This window comes from Devosia sp. MC521 (assembly GCF_014127105.1).
GTDB lineage: Bacteria > Pseudomonadota > Alphaproteobacteria > Rhizobiales > Devosiaceae > Devosia.
Window position 1 is genome coordinate 3,079,317 of sequence record NZ_CP059902.1, and the last position, 21,583, is coordinate 3,100,899.

The following is a 21,583-nucleotide window of genomic DNA, read 5'->3' on the forward strand; positions in this document are numbered from 1 at the left end:
TGCGAAACTACTGTCATTACCCATTATTCTGACAGATCATCACCTTTGAAATGAAAGTTTGGCGGATTGTTCATGACCTAGGGCAGACACTCGGGACATTGTCCCGGCGAGGAACGTGATGACCATTTCCGCCCTCTCAACTGCCACCCGCGGCATGGCGCGTGCGACCAGCCAACTTCAGCACAGTGCCAATCAGATTGCGCGCAGTGGCATTCCCGACGCCGAGGTCGACATCGGCAATGAACTCATTAGCGCCATGACCGCAGAAATCGACTTCAAGGCCAATGTCAAAGTCGCTAACGCCGCGCAAAACATGACAAAATCGCTGATCGACATCTTGGCCTAGGCGCATAAAAAAACTCCCGCACCAGGGCGGGAGTTTTGTTTAACGGCAGGACAACTCTTAGTCGTCGGATGGAGCGTCCACCATGCCCAGCGCGCTCATATAGAGCTCGAGAATCGCTTCCTGCTCCATGCGCTCATTGTGATCCTGCTTACGGATCGTCACGATCTTGCGCAGGATTTTGGTGTCAAAGCCATTGCCCTTGGCTTCGGCATAAATTTCCTTGATATCAGCGGCAATTGCCGCCTTTTCTTCTTCCATACGCTCGATGCGTTCGATGAACGCACGCAGCTGGTCCTGTGCGACGCTGTCTTCGACGGCCATGATAACCTCTTGTAGATCGCTGCCGAAACTGGCGGCTTGGCGCCTGTTTTGACTCGGAGAAATGAATAAATAGTCTTGTTCCCCATCAACCCCAAGGGCGGTTTGGGTTCAACCCCTTTGTGCGCGGATTCACACAGCGCGCCACCGCTTGTGATAACAACTCCATGTTTCCGTCATATCCAAGCGTTATCAGTTGACCTCACCTTCCGCTTAGGGTCAAAACGGTAGTACATTTTTCAATGAATTCGGGATCGCACGTGCGCCGCATCCGCCTCGGATCTGCAATTTTGCTTGCGAGTTTTGGTGGCTTTTTTGCCCTGGCTGTGCCCGCCAAGGCAGACCTCCGCATTTGTAACGAAACTGGAAACCTCATATCAGTCTCGCTCGGCTATCGTGCAGAGCGTGGCTGGATGAGTGAAGGTTGGTGGCAGGCCCCTCCTGGCGACTGCCGTGTTCTCTACCAAGGCAACCTACAACAACGCTTTTTCTATCTCTACGCTGTTGATGATGTCGGCGGCGGATCTTGGGATGGCGAAGTCTTCATGTGTACCAGAGACGAGACCTTCACGATATTCGGGGTTGAGGATTGCCTCGCCCGCGGGTATGAGCGCACCGGGTTCTTTGAAATTGACACGCAGAACCGTACCGACTGGACGCTACAATTGACCGAAAGCGATGGTCTACCAAGCGTTGTCGGCCCGGACTTGGGCGAAGATCTTGAAGAGCCAGCTTTTCTGGTAGACCCCGACGCACCTCTAACTTCAGAAGACACGGACACGCAATGAGACGGATCAGACGCGCGAAGATCCTCGCAACCCTCGGGCCAGCAAGTCACGAGGAGACTATGATCGAGGAGCTGGCCAAGGCCGGTGCCGACGTCTTCCGGATCAATATGAGCCATGCGAGCCACGAGGTTCTGCATCAGACCGTCAAGCGGATCCGCAATGTCGAAGCGCGTCTCAAGCACCCAATCGGCATTCTCGCCGATTTGCAGGGCCCCAAGCTGCGCGTCTGGAAGTTCGCACAGGGCTCTATCAATCTCGTCGCAGGCCAAAAGTTCACGCTCGATAGTCAAAATGACGATCAGGGCAACGAACAGCGCGTTTACCTGCCGCATCCAGAAATCATCGAAAGCGTCTCGGTCGGCGACCGTCTCCTGCTAGACGATGGCAAGCTGCAGCTCAAGGCTACTAAAGTCGGAGGCGGCGCCATTGAGACTGAAGTCGTCTATGGCGGCAAGCTCTCGGACAAGAAGGGCGTGTCCCTTCCGGACACCCTGCTCCCCACCGGCGCACTGACCGAAAAAGATCACGCTGACCTTCTCGAAGCCCTGAAGGCTGAAGTCGATTGGATCGCGCTCTCCTTCGTTCAGCGCCCAGAAGATATTATCGACGTCCGCAAGATCGTTCAGGGTCGTGCTGGCGTTATGGCCAAGATCGAAAAGCCACAGGCCATCGAGCGCCTTGAGGACATCGTCAAGCTGTCTGACGCCATCATGGTTGCCCGTGGCGACCTCGGCGTTGAACTGCCGCTGGAAACCGTTCCGGGCCTGCAGAAGCGCATGATCCGCATGTGCCGTCGCTACGGCAAGCCAGTGGTCGTCGCTACCCAGATGCTGGAATCGATGATCACCGCACCGGTCCCGACCCGCGCAGAAGTTTCGGACGTCTCTATCGCAGTCTTCGAAGGCGCTGACGCTGTCATGCTTTCGGCAGAATCCGCATCGGGCCAGTACCCGGTCGAAGCTGTGGCAACCATGAACAAGGTGGCCATCGCCGTTGAAAGCGATGCAAACTACCGTGGCATTATCCGCGCCGCACAGACCGAGCCAGAAGCCACTGCAGCCGATGCGATTTCCGCCGCAACCCGTCAGGTTGCTGAAACGCTCGATCTGGCCGCGATTCTCACCTACACCGCATCCGGCTCGACCGCGATCCGCGCAGCCCGTGAGCGCCCCTCCAAGCCAATCATTGCACTGTCGCCAAACCTTCGCACCAATCGCCGCCTGTCGGTGGTCTGGGGCATCCATTGCGTTCAAACTGAAGACGCAGTGAACCTTGAAGACATGGTCGATCGCGCTTGCGTCATCGCTTACCAGGAAGGCTTTGCCCGCCCAGGCGACCGCATTGCCATCACCGCTGGTGTGCCACTGGGCACTCCTGGCGCCACCAATATGCTGCGCATCGCCTTCGTCCGTCAGGATGGCGCTGGCTCCAGCTAAACGCTGCAAGCCTAGTATGAATATGAAAAGCCCGCCTTTCGGCGGGCTTTTCTTTGGGCCTCAGGAAGGAGCCCGTATTAGAAGTGGTAGTTGATCCCAAGCTTACCGACATGCGCCTTGGCGTGAATGTCATAGGGGTCGTTACCCAGCGCGCCGACCGGCGCGGTCTTCTTGCCGTAATCGACATAATTATATTCGGCCTTGAGCGAAATCGCCTCGGTCACCTTGACCTCGGCGCCAACGCCTGCCGTCCAGCCAACAAATCCGGCAGAATAAATACCATCGGTACCGGTGAGTGCTGGCGTTGTCTTACCCACGCCCTCAGCGACGGCAAGACCAGCTGTACCAAACAGCAACACCGAGTCTAGGGCGATACCGGCGCGAGCCCGCAGCGTCCCGGACCAGCGAATATCTGCCGAGCAATCGGAAGTCGTCAGGATTACGCATGCGGTTGTGCCGGTAGCACCGGACCAGCCCAGATCAGCTTCAGCACCAAAAACCAGCTGCTCATATTGATAGTTAGCACCAACAGTGACGCCGAGCCCTGCGCCGCGCATTGTAACGTCTGTCACCACACCGCTACTCGTATTTGTCGTACTGGTTATGCCGCCCGTGTAGGAGCCGTACACACCAGCATAAAACCCTGTCCAGTCATGTGCCGGACCAGCATACGCAATCGCAGAATTGCCAAAATCTGGCAGATACAAATCGGCAGCAACAACCGGCGTTACTGAAAAAACTAAAACAATCGACCCTAAAAGCTTAAGCATAACCCCTCCGGAATTTCCGAAGAGCATGAACATTTATAGTTAATATGCAGTTACGCGCAAATATTCACCCCAAACCCATGCGAGCGCAGTTTGAGAACGCTAAAACTCACGCTCTAAAGGCGAAAACATTGTTCACTTGATCGGTGGAATAGTAGTCCGCTTCAATCGCATCCTTAAGGCGCGTCAGATCGCGGGTAATACAGGCGATAGTGTCGTGAAAAGAATCAACCGACATGTCGGAGCGCTGAACGAAGGTGAACCGCACCTCCGTCTTTTCGCCATAGCGCATAGCGCGCATTGGCATAAACAACGGTATCTCTCCGGGCCGGAACACCGCATGGTCATAAATGCCGTTTCCGAGGCCGGGAACGGAGCGGATATGCCTCACCCCGCCGAAGGTCACTTCGGCCAGCCAGTCCCCACCCTCTTGCTTTCTATACGTCCCGGGAACCACGGCGGCCCATTTGCCGAAGTTCTTTGGGTCAGACATGAACGTATCAACCTGGCGATACGGCCTGTCCACAGTCACCGTAAGCGTGTGCGATAGCGGCATCAGGTCCCCCAACCTTCACCAGCCCAATAAAAAACAAGGCCCGCATGTTTATGCGGGCCTTGTCAAGCAATTCTTGCTGGGAAGCGTATTAGCCCTGACGGGCCTTGAAGCGCTTGTCCACCTTGTTAATGATGTAAACCCGGCCGCGACGGCGGACGAGTTTATTCGCGCGATGGCGCGTCATCAACGCCTTGAGCGAGTTGCGGATCTTCATCTTGGTATCCTCGGTCAAACAAAAGAGGCGCCTAGGCGCCCGGAAACTTGCCCCTTCATAGGGAATACGTCGGAGCCTGTCAACGCGGCAGACGCGCAGAAATCCTAAACTCTAGACTCTTGTCTATTCTGGCCCTGTCCTGTGGAAATCCCGAGCAATTACAGGCCATGAGGCGTGGATTTCGCGCCATTTCGGGCAATCGGGACCCTGTGCGCGGCGTCAACAAGACATCAATTACAAAGGAGCGGGGGCGAGTCTGAGACTCACCCCCGCTCCATTTAAGCCTGCCGGACGCTTTACGCTGCCGACTGCGCAGCCTTGCGGAGGCGACGCCGTTCTTCACGCCGCTCCATCTCAACAACCGGATCTGGAACCGGCACGGCCGCGATCAGCTTCTTGGTGTAGGCATGCTGTGGATCTTCCACCACCTGCGCCACGTCGCCAATTTCCACCACTTCCCCGAGATAGAGCACCATCACGCGCTGCGCGATGTGCCGAACCACGGCGATGTCGTGGGAGATGAAGAGCATGGAGATGCCAAGCTCTTTCTGGAGGTCCATGAGAAGGTTGATCACCTGCGCCCGGATCGACACGTCGAGCGCTGATACGGCCTCGTCACACACCACCAGCTTGGGGTTGGTGATCAAGGCGCGCGCAATACCGATACGCTGACATTGGCCGCCCGAGAACTCGTGCGGGTATTTGTTGATCATCGAGCCCTGCAGCCCAACCTTCTCCATCATATGGATCACGCGTGCTGTGCGTTCGGCCTTGGTCACACGCGGCTCATGGGTCTGCAACGGCTCGGCGATGATCGCCCCTGCCGTCATACGCGGGTTCAGCGACGCCAGTGGGTCCTGAAACACCATCTGAATGTCCTTGCGCAGAGCCAGAAGCTCGTTGCTGGTCATGGTCTGGATGTCTTTACCCAAATAGTGCGATGTGCCCCCGGTTGCCTGCACCAGCCGCGACACGGCTCGCGCGAGCGTCGACTTTCCAGAACCCGACTCGCCGACAATACCCAGTGTCTCGCCCGCATAGAGGTCGAACGAGACATTCTTGACCGCATGCAGGACGCGTTTCTTGCCGAAGAGCGTGCTTGGCGGAAGACTAAAGTCCACGCTGATATCGCGGACTTTCAGAATTGGTTCGCGGTCACTCATGCTTGGCGCGCCCCTGTCATGAAGTCATAGGAGACGGTGGAAAGACGTTCGACTCGCTTGTCCAAGCGCGGCAATGCCGCCAACAGCCCCTTGGTATAGGGATGCTCGGGACTGGCGAAAATATCGGCGGTCTTGCGATATTCCATCACCTTACCCCCAAACATCACCAGCGTGTCCTCACACGTGCCCGCGACAATCCCAAGATCGTGGGTAATCAGGATGATCGACGTCCCGAAATCCTCTTGTAGATCCACGAGAAGATCGATGATTTCAGCCTGAACTGTCACGTCGAGGGCTGTTGTGGGCTCGTCTGCGATGAGCAATTCCGGGCTACACAGCAACGACATTGCGATCATCACGCGCTGACGCATGCCGCCCGAGAACTCATGCGGATACAGGTGAATGCGATTCTTCGCATCGGTAATCCGCACCGCCTCAAGCAGGCGCACGCTTTCCGCAAGCGCTGCATTATAGCTCATGCCCTTGTGGAGCTGGAGAACCTCAGTCATCTGCCGCGAGATGCGCAGATAAGGGTTCAGCGACGTCATCGGGTCTTGGAAGATGATACCAATACGCTTGGCGCGATATTCGTTGAGCTGCTTGCGGGGGAGATTGAGAATCTCCTTGCCATCAAACTTCACCGAACCAGACGCATCACCATTTTTGGGCAATAGGCCCATAATGGCGAAAGCGCCCTGCGTTTTGCCAGATCCCGACTCGCCAACGATGGCCAGTGTTTTGCCCTTCTCGAGCGTATAGGACAGGTCCCGCACGCCCTCGATGATGCCATCGGGGGTCTCGAACTCGACCTTGAGGTTTTTGACTTCTAGTAGTGCCATGGTCAGCCTCCTATCGGTCCTTGGGGTCGAGCGCGTCGCGCAGACCGTCGCCGATATAGGTGAGACAGAACAGCAGCGTGATCAGCACAGCGGCTGGCGCAAGCATCAACCACGGCATCACTTCGGCAACTGGCGCACCAGCCGAGATCAGCGTACCGAGTGAGGTTTGCGGTTCCTGCACACCCAGACCGAGATAGGAGAGGAAGCTCTCCGCGATGATGATTTCTGGAATGGTCAGCGTCGCATAGATCACAACCGGACCGGTCAGGTTCGGTACGATGTGACGCATGATGATGGTGAAAGGCTTGACCCCACCAGCGCGCGCGGCCTCGACAAACTCTTTCTCCTTAATGGAGAGCGTTTGCCCACGCACAATACGCGCCATGGTCAGCCATTCGATTGCACCAATACCAATAAACAGCAGCACCGGGTTACGACCGAACATCACCACCAAAATGATCACGAAGAGGATGTAAGGCAGCGCATACATAATATCGACAAAGCGCATCATGATGGCGTCAACGCGGCCACCATAATAGCCGGCGACGGCTCCGTAGACGACACCGATGGTTACCGAAACCAGCGTCGCAACAAAGGCCACGACCAAGCTCATCTGCGTGCCTTGAAGCACACGAGCGAGCATGTCGCGCCCGTTCTGGTCTGTGCCGAGATAGTGGCCAGCGTCAAAATCAGGCGGCTTGCGAATATTGCTCCAGTCGACCTGAGAATAGCTCCATGGCACGAGATACGGCCCGATGAAGGCGACGAGGATAATTGTTACGAGAATGAAGATGGAGATCACCGCCATCTTATTCTTTTTCAAGCGATTGAACGCGTCCTGCCCCAGCGAGCGACCCTTTGGCGCTTCGGTGGCCAGCTTTTCAGCATAGGCGGTGAGAACGTGGTCTTTACCGGTAAAACCAGCCATCAGCGGTACCTCACCCTTGGGTCAAGCCAAGCGTAGACGAGGTCCACGAGCAGATTGAGCGCGAGAATAATGAACATGTAGAGGATGGTGGTCCCCAGAACGACGCCATAGTCGCGGTTGAGCGCGGCGGTGACGAAATATTTGCCGATACCCGGCAGGCCGAACACCTGCTCCACGGCGAGAGAGCCGGTGAGGAGATAGGAAAGGCCAGGTCCAAGATAGGACACGACGGGCAGCAGTGCCGGCTTGATCGCATGGCGCATCAGCACCAGACGCTCGCCAAGCCCTTTCGCACGTGCCGTGCGGACATAATTGGTGCCGAGCGTTTCAATCATTGAGCCGCGCATCAGGCGCGAGATACGCCCAGCGTGCGGCCAAGCCAAAACGGTGACAGGCAGAACCAAGTGGACCCAGGAGCCGCTGACCCAACCGCCCGCAGGCACCCATTTCAGATAAACGCCGAACCAGAGCTGCAGCAGTGCCGCCATCAGGAAGTTCGGGATCAGCACGCCGATCATCACGCCCAGCACCAACACATAGTCGGGCCACTTGTTCTGATAAGCGGCAGCAACCATGCCCGCGATCATCCCGACAATCGTCGCGATCACAAAGGCCGACAACGCCATGGTGAGGGTGAATGGAAAGCCGATCGCGATGAGTTCGCTAACGTTGAACCCGTCAATCACCATCGATGGGCCAAGGTCACCCTGCAGCAAGCGCCACACATATAGGAAATACTGAACGATCAGCGGCTGATCGAGATTGTAGTGCGCTCTGAGATTGGCGAGCACTGTTGGCGGGAGCGCGCGCTCACCGTCGAACGGACCACCGGGAGCTAGGCGGAGAATGAAGAAGCAGGCGGTCACAGCGATCAAAGCGATAGGGATCGCCGACAAGACACGCCGAAAGGCATATGCCAGCATTTATAGCGAACTCCTTGGCCGAAGAGGCGAAGCACCTCTCCCGGACAAAAGCGCCGTGGGGGCCTTTTGGCCCCCACGGTCTCAAAAAACTTAACTTCGGTTACTCGGACTTAGACAGCCAGCGGGTACGGAAGATGTTCTTCGGATTTGCTTCAAAGCCCGAAATCTTTGGCGAGACGACGTCCTTAGACACGTACCAGTAGATCGGGATTGCAGCGAACTCATCCATGGCGATCTTTTCTGCTGCAGCGAGCAGTTCGCCACGCTTGACCAGATCAAGTTCGGTCGAAGCCTGGACCATCAGCGCATTGAACTCGTCGTTCGAATAGCGACCGTAGTTATTGCCCCAGTTGATCGTACCGGCCTGATCAACGCCGTCCTTGAGAAGGTCGAGCGTGTTGGATGGATCGTTGTAGTCGAGCAGCCAGCCAGCGCGGCCAACCTGGAAATCGCCTGCGCGCAGAGCGTCGTAGTGCACTGCGGTTTCAGCGTTGAACAGCTCGATCTTCACACCCAACGGTTCCCACATGGCAGCAAGTGCCACAGCGATACGCTGGTGGTTGTCGTTGGTGTTGTAACGCAGCTGCAGGGTCAGAGGCTTGTCTGGGCCGTAACCGGCTTCAGTCATCAGTGCCTTGGCCTTTTCGACGCGCTCTTCATATGGCGTGTCAGCCCAAGCTGGATGGTAAGCATTTTCAACATAGTTGGAAGTGCCCGGTGGGACCCAACCATAAGCTGGCAGCTCGCCCGTACCCAGAATATCTGGCCCGATCACGTCGCGAACGACGGTGGTCGAAAGCGCTTCACGGATGCGAACGTCGGAAAGAACTTCGCCTTCTTCCTGGTTCAGCACGTAGTAATAGATGCCCAGGAATGGCGTGACGTGTGCCTGGCCAGGCATGTTGTCCTGCAGCCACTGATACTGGTCAGATGGGAAGTCGGTCAGAATGTCGAATTCGCCAGCGCGGTAGCGGTTGAGCGCTGCAGCCTGATCTTCCAGAACGTGGTAGAAGACTTCGTCGATCTTCACGTTGGAAGCGTCGTAATAGTCAGCGTTCTTTTCAGAGCGAACATACGAACCTGGCAGCCATTCCTTGATCAGGTATGGGCCGTTGCCGATGATGTTTTCGACCTTAGTCCAATCGTCGCCAACCTTCTCAACCAAGTGCTTTGGCACTGGGTAAGCGGTGTAGTGCGTCAGCGCTTCAAGGAAGAATGGGGTCGAAGCTTCCAGCGTGATTTCGAGCGTCTTGTCGTCGATTGCCTTGACGCCAAGTTCGTTCAACTCAGCGATTGTGCCCGAGTTGATCTTTTCAGCGTTCTTGATCGGGAACTGCAGATACGCGTAGTCGGCAGCAGTCTTTGGATCAAACAAGCGCTGGAATGCGAACACGAAGTCGCCAGCGGTCACTGGGGTGCCGTCCGACCAAGCAATACCGTCACGCAGGTGGAAGGTATAGACTGTGCCGTCTTCCGAAATATCCCAGGACTCGGCCTGGCCCGGAATAGCTTCAGCGCTTGGGCTTTCGGTGAGCAGACCTTCGATGTAGTCGCCGATAACGCGGTTTTCCCAGTCGCCCGACGCCTTATGCGGGTCCAGAGTTCCCGGATCACCACCGTTGTGCAACTGCAGTGTCACAGCAGAAGCTGCCGTGCTCATCAACAACGCCATAACGCCGGCGGTCGCGACTGCCTTAAAAGCTGTCGTGAACTTCATATGGTCCCATCTCCTATAATTATCCCTTGGGGGAAGTTGTTCATTGCCCAACTTCAACTCAGCTTGGCAGTTCCTTTGCCAAGATCATTGGACGGTATCGTGCAAATCCGTCTACTGACAAGTGAAACTTGCCAGAACTCAAAACAACTATGAAATATCTGTTCATACGAACAGTTAGGCTTGAACTATGTGGTGCCACAACAGCCTGATTTCGCGCGGCAAACTGGTTTGTGAATACAAAGCGGGCGCACCCTCATAAATCAAGGCGCGCCCGCTATTGTCCAGCATGTCTAAGCGGACATCACATTTGAAAAAGATAGATCACTACAGCCACAGCAAGGAGCACGGCGAAAGGTAACCAACTCGGCCAAGTCTGTTTAGGCTTGGGCGCTTTTGGTTCTGGCTTCTTCTCAGGGCGACGGAATTTTACGACGTTATCACTCATGCCGCTCCCTCTACCAGAGCAGTCACGCCCATGCCACCGGCAGTGCACACCGAGATCAAGGCTTTCTTACCAGCCTGCCCCGAAACCAGCTTTGCCGTTAGTCCCAGAATGCGCGCCCCCGTCGCTGCAAATGGGTGCCCATAGGCAAGACTAGAGCCCTTCACATTGATCTTTGCGCGATCAATCGGGCCAAGCACGTCGTTACGGCCAAGGACTGTCCGGCAATATTCGGGATCATTCCAAGCTTTAAGCGTACACAAGACCTGCGCTGCGAACGCCTCATGCAGCTCGAAGTAATCGATATCGGCAAAGCTCAGGCCCGCCCGATCGAGCATGTCGCTCGCCGCAATCGTCGGTGCCATCAACAGCCCTTCGCCATGGGCGAAGTCATTGCCCGCCACCCGCCCTGTGGTGAGATAAGCAAGAATCGGCAGACCCCGCGCTTTAGCCCAGTCTTCACTCGCCAAAAGCACGCTGGCCGCGCCATCGGTGAGCGGGGTCGAATTGCCCGCGGTCAACGTGCCGTAGCCAGAGGTTTTGTCAAAGGCCGGTTTGAGCGTCGCCATTTTTTCAAGATTGGCGTCGGCCCGCACGTTATTGTCCCGCACAAGGCCCGCATGCTGCACCACGAGATCGTCGTGGAAGCCCTCTTCATAGGCAGCGCTGGCGTTGCGATGGCTGGCGACAGCCAGCGCATCCTGATCGGCCCGCGCAATGTTCCATTCACGCGCCATGAGCTCGCAATGTTGACCCATCGATAGGCCCGTGCGCGGTTCGTTGACCGAGGGCGCAACCGGCGTCAGCTCGCCAAACGAAAACCCTTTGAACGCCTTGAACTTGTCGCCCGGAGTTTTCCCAGCATTCACATTGAGAAGGCGATGCTGAAACTTCGGCCCGAAAACAATTGGGCTGTCTGACACGCAGTCTGAGCCCGCCGCGATACCGCTGTCGATTTGCCCCGAAGCAATCTTGCCGGCCAGAACCAAGGCCGCCTGCAAGCTGGTACCGCAGGCAATCTGCATGGTCGTTCCCGGCGTGCGCGGCGACAGCCCGGCGTCGAGCAAGGCCTCTCGCGCGATATTGAAATCGCGCGAATGATTGATCACTGCACCGGCGATAACCTCATCAATCTTTTCGCCCTTAAGCCCGTATTTGTCGGAAATCCCGCGCAGCGTCCCCGCCAACATCGAGAGGTTGCTTTCCTCGACATATGCCGTACCGCCGCGTGCAAACGGGATGCGGGCCGAACCGACAATGGCAACGCGTTTCACTTCAGTCATTGTCTTCCCCCTCACGCCCGGCCGTCTGCACGGGCCTTCATCGGCCCACCCAGAAATGGCGCAAAACCCGTGCCGAAAATCACACCGATATCGGCCAGCTCAGGCGAGGCCACCACGCCTTCACGGACCACAACTTCGGTCATATCAACCAGTGGCTTGACCAGCTCGCGGCCCAGCCCGACGAGATCAGGATGCTCTGGCGCTGCATCCTTCACGGCCTTGCCGTCCTTCCACGAATAGAAGCCCTCTCCGGACTTCCGCCCAAGCTTGCCTTGCGCAATCAGCGTGGCAAAAATGCTGTTTTCCGGCACCGCATGCCCGAGCTCAGTCGCAACCGACTTGCCCACATCCAGCCCAACCGTATCCATCAACTCGATCGGCCCCATCGGCATGCCAAACGCAACTGCTGCCGCGTCGAGCAATTCCTTGCTTTCGCCCGCTTCAACGCGCTCCACAGCGCCCAGCATGTAAGGCATGAGCACACGGTTCACGAGGAAGCCCGGTGCAGACTTCACCACCACTGGCGATTTGCCGATAGCGAGCGCAAAAGCTGCGCCCTTACCAATGGCTTCATCGTCGTTAAAGGTCGAGCGGATCACCTCAACCAATGGCAGTTGCGCCACTGGATTAAAGAAGTGCAAGCCGATCAAGCGGCTGGGGTCCTTGAGCGCTTCGGCGATGCGTTCAAGCTCAATCGACGAGGTGTTCGTCGCGAGGATCGCACCCGGTTTCAACTTGCCTTCGACGCCAGAGAAAATGCTCTGCTTGACCTCAAGCTTTTCCACCACCGCCTCGATGATCACATCGGCGCGCGGCACTCCTGTGCCATGCGGATCAGGCGTGAGGCGCAGCATCGCCGCATCGACCTCGTGTTTTTTCTTATAGCGTTTTTTAAAGAGCTTCTTGGCCCGATCCAGCGCCGGCTGAATGCGCTCTAAATCGAGATCCTGAAGCGTCACACTCATCCCGCGATAAGCGCACCACGCGGCAATATCGCCGCCCATGACGCCTGCCCCGATGACGTGAACACGCGCAAATTTCGCGCCCTTCAATCCCTGCTTTTTGAGCTTTTCAGAGAGAAAGAACACACGACGCAAATTGCTCGCGGTCGGGCCACCCATCAGTGGGGTGATAGCTTCGATTTCGCCGCGTGCCATCACGCGCCAATCATTGCCATGCTCCTCGAACAAATCGATGAGCGCATAGGGAGCCGGATAATTCGCCTTTGGCGCCTTTTTGGCCGCCTGCTCGCGCATCTTATTGGCGATAAATCCACGAACACCGGGCAGAGCCATGGCCTTCTTATACGGCGCGGCTTGCTCGGATTTGCGCTTTTGCAGCACAGCCTTGCGGCCTTCCCAGGCCAGCATATCGCGATGCCGCACCAGCTTATCGACAAGGTTGAGCCCACGCGCCCCCCCGGCGCGTAGCATCTTGCCCGTCAGCATGATCTGCATAGCATCAACCGGCCCGGCCTGACGGATAGAGCGTCCCGTCCCGCCAAACCCGGGGAAAATCCCAAGGTTGACCTCAGGGAAGCCAATACGAGTTTTCTCGTCATTGACGGCAATACGGTAGTGGCAGGCCAGTGCTAGCTCCAGCCCCCCGCCCAAGCAGAACCCATGAATACCGGCCACAACCGGAATCTTTAAGCTCTCCAAGCGCTGGAAGATGGTGTGGGTGCGACGCAGCGCGTCTGGCAGAACCGAGAAGTCACTCAGACTATCAAACTCGGCGACATCAGCGCCCGCGATAAAGCCGCTGTCTTTGCCGGAGAGCAGAACAACGCCCATCAACTCGCCGGTCGTCTGCATCTCCTCAAAATGGGCAACCAGTGTTTCCAATTCCATCAGCGCCGCACGGCTCAGCGTGTTGACCGGCGCGTCTGGAGTATTGATCGTCAGCCAACCAATCTTTTCGAGATCGATAGTGAAATTCCAGAACTTGGTCTCTGCGATTGCAGTTGCCATTCTTTCCTCCGATCCCTATTCCGCCGCCGATCGTGGCGCGGTCTTATCCAACACGGTCATCGCAAAATCATCAACCTGCACGGCACGCTCGGTGGCCTCGTCGGCCGCCCGCATGATGCCCGCCTCATTGTCGTTGAGCACACCAGCGGCCACCGCATCAGCAATCGCATCACGATCAAGACGACGCTCGATAACACCCTTACGCGATGCCTTGATGAAGCGCGTTTCGATCTCTTCGGCGTCGACGACCTTCTTGAACGCATCCTCCAACACCCCGGTCACATCGTCAGGATCATTGGAGATATAAACACCCGTCGTCAGGCGATCGCGGAACCCACCCGGCACCAACACAGCCTTAGCCAGGCGATAGTTGGCCCTGTCGGATGCGCGTTTGGCATGGCGACCGAAGGGGAAGCAGAGAATGCGCATCGCCCAAGCAAAGACGGGGTTCGGGAAATTGTCGAACACCTCGCCGAAGGTTTTTTCGATATTGGCAATGCGGTCGGCGATGATGCTGTCGACCAGTGCCTTATCTTCCTCAATGCGCGCTTCCTCGTCAAAACGCTTGAGCGTTGCCGACATCAGATAAAGCTCGCCCAATAGGTCAGCCATGCGGCCCGAAATCTTCTGCTTCTGCTTGAGCGAACCTCCGAGCACCACCGTGGTCCAATCCGCCACCAGCGCAAAGGCCTGCGAATAGCGGTGCAGCTTGCGATAATGCCCCGCCATCGGCCCTTCATTGGGAGACGAGGCGAAAGCGCCATTGCTCACCCCGTGCAGGAAACTCGCCACAATATTGCGCAGCATAAATTTGGTGTGCCCACCAAACGCGAGATCGAACGCGTCGAGGCCCGCCTTGCGGTCCTTGTTCTGAACCGCCTGAATTTCTTTGAGCAAATAAGGGTGCGCCCGCAGCACGCCCTGCGCAAAGGTCATCAGCGTACGGGTGAGAATATTGGCCCCTTCCACGGTGATCGCCACCGGGATCGCCATATACCCGCCAAACAGATAATTCTTCGGACCATCCTGAATGGCGCGCCCGCCTTGAATATCGAAAGCCTCGTCCATGCTGTCGCGCATGGCTTCCGTGGTTGTATATTTGAGCAGCCCCGCGATAACCGCCGGACGCTGCCCTTCATCAACCATCGACGCCGTCAACCGCCGCGCCGCTTCATACATATAGGCGCGCTTAACCATCTCCCCGAGCGGCTCCGCCACGCCTTCCATGATCCCAACGGGGATGCCGAACTGGCGACGGATACGCGCATAGGCAGAAGTCGTGCGCAGCGTTTGTTTGATCGATGTCGTGCCAATCGCAGGCAGTGAAATCGCGCGGCCCGTGGAGAGACACTCCATCAGCATGCGCCAACCCTGACCGGCATAATCCACGCCACCGATCAGATAATCGAGTGGCACGAACATGTCCTTGCCCCGCACCGGACCATTCATAAAGGCTTGGCGCGATGGGAAGTGACGACGACCAATATCAAGGCCCGGATGGTCGCGCGGAACCAGCGCCAACGTGATGCCAACGTCAGCACCACGGCCGAGCAGATTGTCCGGATCTTTGAGAAGAAACGCCAAACCAACCAGCGTCGCCACCGGGGCCAGCGTAATATAGCGCTTGTCGAACGACAGCTTGACCCCCAGCACCTCCTCGCCATTCCACATGCCCTTGGTCACAACACCAATATCGCGCATACCGCCGGCGTCAGAGCCGGAGTGAATGCCCGTCAGCGCAAAGCACGGCACATCCTGACCGATCGCCAGACGATGGAGATATTTTTCCTTTTGTGCCGGTGTGCCGTATTTCTCCAGCAGCTCGCCTGGTCCGAGCGAGTTGGGCACCATAACGGTGATCCCCGCCGCCACCGAACGGCTGGCAATCTTGGACACAATCATCGACTGTGCCTGCGCCGAAAACCCAAGGCCACCGTGGTCCTTGGCAATCAGCATGCCCAGAAATCCCTTGTCGCGCAGGAACTGCCACAACTCAGGCGACAGGTCCGCGCGGTTATGGCGAATATCCCAATCGTCGAGCATCTGGCATGCCTGCTCGGTCGGGCCATCCAAAAAAGCTTGCTCTTCAGCCGAGAGGGTCAGCGGGCGGATTTGGGTCAGTTTGTCCCAGTTCGGACGCCCGGAAAAGAGCTCGGCATCCCAACCGACAGTACCCGCGTCCAGCGCTTCCTGCTCAGTGCGGCTCACCTTGGGAAGAATGGATTTCACAGCGCCATAAACGGGCGTCGTCAGCACCGCGAGGCGCAGTGGCTTTATCGCCAGCAGCAACAGCAGCGCGCCGAAAACAAGCAGGAGCCAGCTCCCGAAGCCCAGAGCATAATTGGCCCCGTCCGCTGTAAAATGGAAACCGGAGGCAAGGCCGATGACCACCACTGCCGCTCCCCATTGCCACAGCGCACTTTCGCGCACGGCCAAAGCGGCAAAAACGATCAAACTGATCACGATCAGCAACAGGGTCATACCCCTATCCTCCACAAGCGCACCACACCCGAAGGCTTGGATCGCCACTGTCTCCTCGTCCGCGAATACTTGCCGCGGCTACTCCTCAGCGCGCACCCAAGGCCTATTCAGAACTCAAGCGCGACGCCCACTTAATTTACCCAAGTTTACGTATACGTCAACTTACACACCAATAGGTTCATCGCCAGTGGTAACGCAAACCTTGATTTGGTGCCCTGAGCAGTCACAAGCGCTCAATTGACGCTAACGTAAACCCGTGGAATAGTTTCCAATACGTGTTGGAAAAATCGACCAAAGAGCCGAACACAAAGTTCATTCAACACGCGAGGGGGACAAGCTGCTCCGCGCAGCGCAGTACTATTGGAGGATTTTCTCTTGGACACTTCTTTGGATACCTCTAAGCAGTCGCGCCCATGGCTCCACAGCTATCCTGAAACGATTGCTTGGGACGCAGAGATCGACACGACCCCAGTCCATGAGCAAATCCTCGCCACTTGCGCGCGCGAACCCAATCGTCTGGCTCTCGACTTCCTAGGCGGAAAAACCAGCTTTGCCTCGCTTGCTGAGCAAATCCGCGCCTTTGCCGGTGCGCTGCAAAAAGAATTCGGGGTCACCAAGGGCACGCGTGTGGCGCTCATGCTCCCCAACACCCCGTTCTACCCCATCGCCTACTACGGTACGCTATTGGCTGGTGGTACGGTGGTGAATTGCAACCCACTCTACACCATCCCTGAGCTGACGCACATCACCCGCAATGCGGGTGCCGACATCATGGTGACGCTCAACCTCGCCAATATCTGCGAAAAGGGCCAAGCCCTTGTCGAAGCGGGTCACATCAAAAAGCTGATTGTCGCGCACTTCCCCAATGCGCTCCCGCTGGTCAAGAAAATCTTGTTCAGTGTTGTTAAGGCCAAAGAGCTGACCAAAATTCCGCGCAGCAACGAGGGCGCGGCGCTGTACTCCTTCGAGGCCCTTCTGGCGAAACGCCACACGCCGACACCGGTACAGATCAATGGCAGTGATATCGCGGTGCAGCAATACACCGGCGGCACCACTGGCATCCCCGAGGGCGCCCTCCTTACGCACGCCAATATTTCCGCCAACGCCGACCAGGCGCGCCTGTGGTTTTCTCCAGTGTTCAAGACTGGCAACAAGGCCGTGGCGGTACTGCCCTTCTTCCATATCTTTGCCATGACGACTTGCCTCAACATGCCGCTCATTTGCGGCATGTCGGTGTTTATGATGCCGCGTTTTGAGCCCAAGGGCTTCTTGGCCCTGCTTAAACGCGCCAAGCCCGATTTGATGCCCGCCGTGCCGACCCTCATCGCAGCCTTGGTCAACAATTCTAGCTTCACTCGCGAAAACCTCGCTAGCCTCGAGCTCATTGTCTCCGGCGGCGCACCATTGCCAAATGAGTTGCGCGGTCTGTTTGCGCAAAAATCCAGCGGCCGCCTCGTTGAAGGCTATGGCCTCACGGAAGCCTCGCCGGTCGTCTGCTGCGGCCCCTTCTCGGGCGTCAACAAGCCCATGTCCATTGGCCTGCCGCTCCCGGCCACTGACGTTCGCTTCGTCAATATCGACACCAAACAAGTTGTCGGTCTCGGCGAAGATGGCGAGTTGCAGCTCAAGGGCCCGCAGGTCATGGCCGGTTATTTCAACAATGATGAAGCCAATGCCGATGTGTTCATGGATGGCTGGCTGCGCACCGGCGACGTCGGTCACATGGACGAAGACGGCTATGTCTTCCTTGTGGACCGCATCAAAGATCTCATCATTTGCTCAGGCTTTAACGTCTACCCGCGCACCATCGAAGAGGCACTCGCGACGCACGAGGCCGTCGAAGAGGTGAACGTCATTGGTGTTCCTGACGAATACCGCGGCGAAGCCCCAGTCGCCTTCATCAAATTGCGCGAAGGCATGTCCACAGACGGCCCTGCCCTAAAGACTTTCTTGGCTGAGAAAATCAACAAACTCGAAATGCCAAAAGAGTTTATCTTTAAGGATAGTTTGCCTAAGACCTTGATCGGAAAGCTCTCCAAGAAAGAGCTCCGTGAAGAATACACACAGCGGAAAGCGCAAAAGTGACCGAAGAGGCCAGCGAGACAAAAGATCTCTTCGCCATTGCCGACCTTGCCAAAGAGTTCGGCATTTCAACGCGTGCAATCCGTTTTTATGAAACCAAGGGCCTACTCAATCCGGAGCGCGTTGGTGCAACCCGCGTCTTTCGGCGTCGCGACCGCGCCCGATTGATCCTGATTTTGCGCGGCAAACGCCTCGGCTTTTCGCTGCGCGATATTTCCGATTACCTCAGCCTTTATGAAGCCAACCGCAGTCAACAGGTGAACCTGCTCGCCGAGAAAGTCGATGAGCGCATCGCCCTGTTGGAGCGTCAACGCGATGACCTCGAGACGACGATCCGCGAGCTGCGCGATATCAAGAACCTGGCGCAAGATCGGCTGGTCAAAACCTAACGCTTCTTCTTGTTCGCCCCGATTAAAAAATCCGGCTTCTTGGGTTTCACCCAATTCTTGGGTGGCTCTCGAACAGGCTGATCCGTGCCAAGCCCGATCTGGCCCGGTGGTGCGCGCCCAACAATGCCATCAGCCTCCCCCTTGAGGCGCGCAATTTCATCGCGCAGGGCTGCGGCTTTCTCAAAATCGAAATCGGCCGCCGCTGCGTCCATTTCCTTTTCGAGCGCTTGTAAGCGCTGCAAATTCGTTCGCGATGACATTTTTACTCCCTCGGTTCGGTCTTCATCCCGCTCACAAGAATGCATCCATATCTTCAAGCTTATTCGCCTCTTGCGCAGGCTTGTCCCATCGAATGCGGCTGATGCGCGGAAAGCGTAGGGCGACGCCAGATTTGTGCCGTGTCGAGCGTTGCGCACTGTCAAACGCCACCTCAAACACAAGCTCTTTTTTGACCTCCCGCACGGGCCCAAACGCCGCCGTTGTATTGGCGCGGATCCACTTATCAAGCTGTTTCAACTCTTCATCGGTAAAACCAAAATAGGCTTTTCCGATTGGCACAATCTCATTGCCCTTCCACACGCCAAATGTGTAGTCGGAGTAATAGGAGCTCCGCTTGCCATGCCCGCGCTGGGCATACATCAGCACGGCATCGACCACATTAGGGTCGCGCTTCCACTTGAACCAATACCCCTTTGGCCGCCCCGGCACATAGGGCGAGCTTTTGAGTTTGATCATCACTCCTTCGTGCCCATGCTCATCTGCGCCCATGCGGCGGAGCTTGGCCAATTCCTCCCAATCGGCAAAGTCCAGAACCGGCGATAGATCAAGCCGCGTCTGCGGATTGCGCGCGAACCAAGCCTCAAGTCGTGCTCGTCGCTTCCGCCAGGGGAGGGCCCGAATGTCCTCATCGCCATCAAACAGCATGTCGTAGACACGCACAAAGCCCGGCAGCTCCGCCATCTGCTTGCTCGTAGCCACCTTCCGGTTCAGCCGCTGCTGCAGATCGTTAAAGCTTCCCGGCTCAAAACTCTTGCCGACCAGCAACTCCCCATCGAGCACCGCCCGCCCCCGAGCCGCCTCCACCACATCTGGAAAGCTTCCCGCGATATCGTCCCCTGTGCGCGAAAACAGCGAACTACTGTCGCCATTCAGCACCAACTGAACTCTGATGCCGTCCCATTTCCACTCAACCGAGTGGTCCTTGGGGTCGAGTTTTTCAAAATCGCTGAGCTCTATCGGCGTCGACAGCATCAACGGATGAAACCGCGCTGTGTGATCAATGTCCGGTCGCTCGGCCTTGCCCTCTAGCCACGCAAAGAGATTGACATACGGCGGTTTGAGCCCATGCCAGACCTCCTCAATCTCTTGCAGCGGCACCCCGCTCATCTCCGCCAGCGCCGTTTTAGCCAGCCGTGCCGAAACGCCAATCCGCAGCGCCCCCGTCGCCAGCTTCACCAAGGCCCAGCGTTCATGGATCGCAGCATTGGTGAGCAGCCCCCCAATCACCTTGGGCAGTTCGGCTTTACTCGTCTGATTGAGAATATCGACCACCGCGCTCACGCTCGGCAGCACACCGGTGCCGTGGTGTGGCCAGATCAGCGCAATGGTCTCGCCCAGATCGCCAACATAATCATAGGAAAGCGCAAAAAGGGTCTCATCGACCTCCGCCAACACCGTCTGCCGCAGCAATTGCGGCTTTACATTGCGGATGTCCAATTCGCCGGTCAGAACTGCCAACGCCAGCCCCCGGTCTGGGTCAGGCACCTCAGTAAAATACTGTGCCAGTGCCGCAATCTTTCGCGTGCGCGATGGCGTCAGCGCCAAGAGATCGAGCAGGTCCGCGAAACGCTTCATTCCCCGCCCTCCCCGCCGTCATCATCAAGGCCAGGCAGCGCCAGCGGCTCAGCATCAAGCCCCTGCTTCTTGCACCAATAAACCAGCGCATCCTCGCGCCCATGCGTCACCCAAATGGTTGAAGCACCACTATCGTGGATGGACTGGTTCAACTCGCCCCAATCGCAATGGTCAGAGATAATAAGCGGTAGTTCAACCAGGGCCTGTCTCGCCCGCTGTTTGACACTCATCCAGCCGGATGCCTGACACACCACCGGGTCGGGGCAGCGGCGGCTCCACTTATCCCGAATAGCCGAAGGGGGCGCGATGACGATCTGCCCGGCCATTTCTGCCTTGCTCGTCCCGGTCGCCGGAATGAGGTTTCCCAGCGGCACGCCCAACTGCTCATAAAGCTCGCACAGCCTAATCATTGCGCCATGCAAATAGATGGGCTTGTCCCAGCCCGCATCGCGCAACAGCGCGATCACCCGCTGTGCTTTGCCCAATGCATATGACCCCACCAAATGGCAGCGCTCTGGCTGATCCTGCACCGACTTTAAGAGCCGCGCGATCTCCGTCTGCGGCTTGGGATGCTGAAACACGGGTAGGCCAAACGTCGCCTCGGTGACCATCAAATCACAGGCCACCGGCTCAAACGCTTCCGCCGTCCGATCCGGCAAACGTTTATAGTCCCCAGTGACCACCGCCCTTTGGCCTTGGGCTTCAATAAGAACCTGCGCGGAGCCCAAAATGTGCCCCGCCGGATAAAGGCTCACCACCGCGTCGTTGATTGTGAGTTTTTCGCCAAAATCGAGCCCTTGGAAAGTGTCCGCGCAATCCACGCCATACCGCACCTTCATAATCTCGATGGTTTTTGGCGTCGCCAACACCGCCCCATGCCCCGATCGCGCATGGTCGGCATGGCCGTGGGTGATCACCGCACGCGGACGTGGCACGCTCGGATCAATCCAAGCGTCGATGGAAGGGACGTAAAGATCTCGGTTTAAGATATGACTCATAGTCCCCTAACGCTCGCCCGCGTGACAGGTTCAACCTCTTGCCTTGTCTTGGCGTTGGCCTAAAACCATACCGCAACACAAGGAGCCCG

Annotated in this window: 20 protein-coding genes; 5 read left to right on the forward strand and 15 right to left on the reverse strand. The window is 57.2% G+C overall.

Features of this window, described 5'->3' with window-relative positions; genetic code table 11:
- Positions 1-118: 118 nt before the first annotated feature.
- On the forward strand, positions 119-346 hold the full coding sequence (locus H4N61_RS14825) for a flagellar basal body rod C-terminal domain-containing protein (protein WP_182394371.1): 228 nt from the start codon (positions 119-121) through the stop codon (positions 344-346).
- A 57-nt stretch (positions 347-403) separates the two neighbouring features.
- Here the strand turns inward: H4N61_RS14825 and H4N61_RS14830 are convergent, their stop codons facing one another.
- Complete coding sequence (locus H4N61_RS14830) at positions 404-667, reverse strand: DUF2312 domain-containing protein (RefSeq protein WP_169195306.1); 264 nt, start codon at positions 665-667, stop codon at positions 404-406.
- A gap of 239 nt (positions 668-906) precedes the next feature.
- Here H4N61_RS14830 and H4N61_RS14835 point away from each other — a divergent pair, with 239 nt between their 5' ends.
- A complete protein-coding gene (locus H4N61_RS14835; RefSeq protein WP_182394372.1) occupies positions 907-1,452 on the forward strand; it encodes a DUF1036 domain-containing protein in 546 nt (181 codons plus the stop codon).
- Complete coding sequence (gene pyk / locus H4N61_RS14840; protein WP_182394373.1) at positions 1,449-2,888, forward strand: pyruvate kinase; 1,440 nt, start codon at positions 1,449-1,451, stop codon at positions 2,886-2,888. The genes H4N61_RS14835 and pyk overlap by 4 nt, the downstream gene beginning before the upstream one ends.
- A gap of 77 nt (positions 2,889-2,965) precedes the next feature.
- Here pyk and H4N61_RS14845 read toward each other — a convergent pair whose 3' ends face one another.
- The 11 genes from H4N61_RS14845 to H4N61_RS14895 form a co-directional block, all read right to left on the reverse strand.
- On the reverse strand, positions 2,966-3,658 hold the full coding sequence (locus H4N61_RS14845; RefSeq protein WP_182394374.1) for an outer membrane beta-barrel protein: 693 nt from the start codon (positions 3,656-3,658) through the stop codon (positions 2,966-2,968).
- A 106-nt stretch (positions 3,659-3,764) separates the two neighbouring features.
- On the reverse strand, positions 3,765-4,148 hold the full coding sequence (locus H4N61_RS14850; RefSeq protein ID WP_182394375.1) for a hypothetical protein: 384 nt from the start codon (positions 4,146-4,148) through the stop codon (positions 3,765-3,767).
- A gap of 151 nt (positions 4,149-4,299) precedes the next feature.
- Positions 4,300-4,425 (reverse strand): type B 50S ribosomal protein L36, encoded by a 126-nt coding sequence (gene ykgO, locus H4N61_RS14855; RefSeq protein WP_046105532.1) that lies wholly within the window; start codon positions 4,423-4,425, stop codon positions 4,300-4,302.
- A gap of 296 nt (positions 4,426-4,721) precedes the next feature.
- Positions 4,722-5,588, reverse strand: coding sequence for an ATP-binding cassette domain-containing protein (locus tag H4N61_RS14860; RefSeq protein WP_182394376.1), 867 nt, complete (start codon positions 5,586-5,588; stop codon positions 4,722-4,724).
- Positions 5,585-6,427 carry an ATP-binding cassette domain-containing protein gene (locus H4N61_RS14865; RefSeq protein ID WP_182394377.1) on the reverse strand — a complete coding sequence of 281 codons (843 nt, stop codon included), beginning with the start codon at positions 6,425-6,427 and terminating at the stop codon, positions 5,585-5,587. Before H4N61_RS14865 ends, H4N61_RS14860 begins: the two co-directional genes overlap by 4 nt.
- A 10-nt stretch (positions 6,428-6,437) precedes the next feature.
- Positions 6,438-7,355 (reverse strand): ABC transporter permease subunit, encoded by a 918-nt coding sequence (locus tag H4N61_RS14870; protein WP_182394378.1) that lies wholly within the window; start codon positions 7,353-7,355, stop codon positions 6,438-6,440.
- Positions 7,355-8,278, reverse strand: a complete 924-nt coding sequence (locus H4N61_RS14875; protein ID WP_182394379.1) for an ABC transporter permease subunit — start codon at positions 8,276-8,278, stop codon at positions 7,355-7,357. Before H4N61_RS14875 ends, H4N61_RS14870 begins: the two co-directional genes overlap by 1 nt.
- A gap of 100 nt (positions 8,279-8,378) precedes the next feature.
- Complete coding sequence (locus tag H4N61_RS14880) at positions 8,379-9,995, reverse strand: peptide ABC transporter substrate-binding protein (protein WP_248306528.1); 1,617 nt, start codon at positions 9,993-9,995, stop codon at positions 8,379-8,381.
- A 441-nt stretch (positions 9,996-10,436) separates the two neighbouring features.
- Positions 10,437-11,720: an acetyl-CoA C-acetyltransferase gene (locus tag H4N61_RS14885; RefSeq protein ID WP_182394380.1), complete on the reverse strand. Its 1,284-nt coding sequence runs from the start codon at positions 11,718-11,720 to the stop codon at positions 10,437-10,439.
- 11 nt (positions 11,721-11,731) lie between these two features.
- Positions 11,732-13,690, reverse strand: a complete 1,959-nt coding sequence (locus tag H4N61_RS14890) for a 3-hydroxyacyl-CoA dehydrogenase NAD-binding domain-containing protein (RefSeq protein WP_182394381.1) — start codon at positions 13,688-13,690, stop codon at positions 11,732-11,734.
- A gap of 15 nt (positions 13,691-13,705) precedes the next feature.
- A complete protein-coding gene (locus H4N61_RS14895; RefSeq protein WP_182394382.1) occupies positions 13,706-16,171 on the reverse strand; it encodes an acyl-CoA dehydrogenase in 2,466 nt (821 codons plus the stop codon).
- 375 nt (positions 16,172-16,546) lie between these two features.
- Between H4N61_RS14895 and H4N61_RS14900 the strand changes: the two genes are divergently transcribed.
- A complete protein-coding gene (locus H4N61_RS14900; protein WP_182394383.1) occupies positions 16,547-18,256 on the forward strand; it encodes a long-chain fatty acid--CoA ligase in 1,710 nt (569 codons plus the stop codon).
- Complete coding sequence (locus tag H4N61_RS14905; protein WP_182394384.1) at positions 18,253-18,642, forward strand: MerR family transcriptional regulator; 390 nt, start codon at positions 18,253-18,255, stop codon at positions 18,640-18,642. Before H4N61_RS14900 ends, H4N61_RS14905 begins: the two co-directional genes overlap by 4 nt.
- Here the strand turns inward: H4N61_RS14905 and H4N61_RS14910 are convergent.
- Genes H4N61_RS14910 through H4N61_RS14920 form a run of 3 tightly spaced genes read right to left on the reverse strand, consistent with a single transcriptional unit; the run spans position 18,639 to position 21,494 of the window.
- On the reverse strand, positions 18,639-18,902 hold the full coding sequence (locus H4N61_RS14910) for a UvrB/UvrC motif-containing protein (RefSeq protein WP_169195291.1): 264 nt from the start codon (positions 18,900-18,902) through the stop codon (positions 18,639-18,641). The genes H4N61_RS14905 and H4N61_RS14910 overlap by 4 nt on opposite strands.
- Before the next feature lie 31 nt (positions 18,903-18,933).
- Positions 18,934-20,496 carry a cisplatin damage response ATP-dependent DNA ligase gene (locus H4N61_RS14915; protein ID WP_182394385.1) on the reverse strand — a complete coding sequence of 521 codons (1,563 nt, stop codon included), beginning with the start codon at positions 20,494-20,496 and terminating at the stop codon, positions 18,934-18,936.
- Positions 20,493-21,494, reverse strand: a complete 1,002-nt coding sequence (locus H4N61_RS14920) for a ligase-associated DNA damage response exonuclease (protein WP_182394386.1) — start codon at positions 21,492-21,494, stop codon at positions 20,493-20,495. Before H4N61_RS14920 ends, H4N61_RS14915 begins: the two co-directional genes overlap by 4 nt.
- Between the last annotated feature and the right edge of the window lie 89 nt (positions 21,495-21,583).

Coding starts and splice junctions, on each gene's coding strand:
- H4N61_RS14880 (WP_248306528.1), bottom strand. CDS start 9,995: ATGAAGTTCACGACAGCTTTTAAGGCAGTCGCGACCGCCGGCGTTATG.
- H4N61_RS14920 (WP_182394386.1), bottom strand. CDS start 21,494: ATGAGTCATATCTTAAACCGAGATCTTTACGTCCCTTCCATCGACGCT.
- H4N61_RS14915 (WP_182394385.1), bottom strand. CDS start 20,496: ATGAAGCGTTTCGCGGACCTGCTCGATCTCTTGGCGCTGACGCCATCG.
- pyk (WP_182394373.1), top strand. CDS start 1,449: ATGAGACGGATCAGACGCGCGAAGATCCTCGCAACCCTCGGGCCAGCA.
- H4N61_RS14890 (WP_182394381.1), bottom strand. CDS start 13,690: ATGGCAACTGCAATCGCAGAGACCAAGTTCTGGAATTTCACTATCGAT.
- H4N61_RS14885 (WP_182394380.1), bottom strand. CDS start 11,720: ATGACTGAAGTGAAACGCGTTGCCATTGTCGGTTCGGCCCGCATCCCG.
- H4N61_RS14845 (WP_182394374.1), bottom strand. CDS start 3,658: ATGCTTAAGCTTTTAGGGTCGATTGTTTTAGTTTTTTCAGTAACGCCG.
- H4N61_RS14895 (WP_182394382.1), bottom strand. CDS start 16,171: ATGACCCTGTTGCTGATCGTGATCAGTTTGATCGTTTTTGCCGCTTTG.
- H4N61_RS14910 (WP_169195291.1), bottom strand. CDS start 18,902: ATGTCATCGCGAACGAATTTGCAGCGCTTACAAGCGCTCGAAAAGGAA.
- ykgO (WP_046105532.1), bottom strand. CDS start 4,425: ATGAAGATCCGCAACTCGCTCAAGGCGTTGATGACGCGCCATCGCGCG.
- H4N61_RS14825 (WP_182394371.1), top strand. CDS start 119: ATGACCATTTCCGCCCTCTCAACTGCCACCCGCGGCATGGCGCGTGCG.
- H4N61_RS14870 (WP_182394378.1), bottom strand. CDS start 7,355: ATGGCTGGTTTTACCGGTAAAGACCACGTTCTCACCGCCTATGCTGAA.
- H4N61_RS14875 (WP_182394379.1), bottom strand. CDS start 8,278: ATGCTGGCATATGCCTTTCGGCGTGTCTTGTCGGCGATCCCTATCGCT.
- H4N61_RS14835 (WP_182394372.1), top strand. CDS start 907: ATGAATTCGGGATCGCACGTGCGCCGCATCCGCCTCGGATCTGCAATT.
- H4N61_RS14860 (WP_182394376.1), bottom strand. CDS start 5,588: ATGAGTGACCGCGAACCAATTCTGAAAGTCCGCGATATCAGCGTGGAC.
- H4N61_RS14830 (WP_169195306.1), bottom strand. CDS start 667: ATGGCCGTCGAAGACAGCGTCGCACAGGACCAGCTGCGTGCGTTCATC.
- H4N61_RS14865 (WP_182394377.1), bottom strand. CDS start 6,427: ATGGCACTACTAGAAGTCAAAAACCTCAAGGTCGAGTTCGAGACCCCC.
- H4N61_RS14850 (WP_182394375.1), bottom strand. CDS start 4,148: ATGTCTGACCCAAAGAACTTCGGCAAATGGGCCGCCGTGGTTCCCGGG.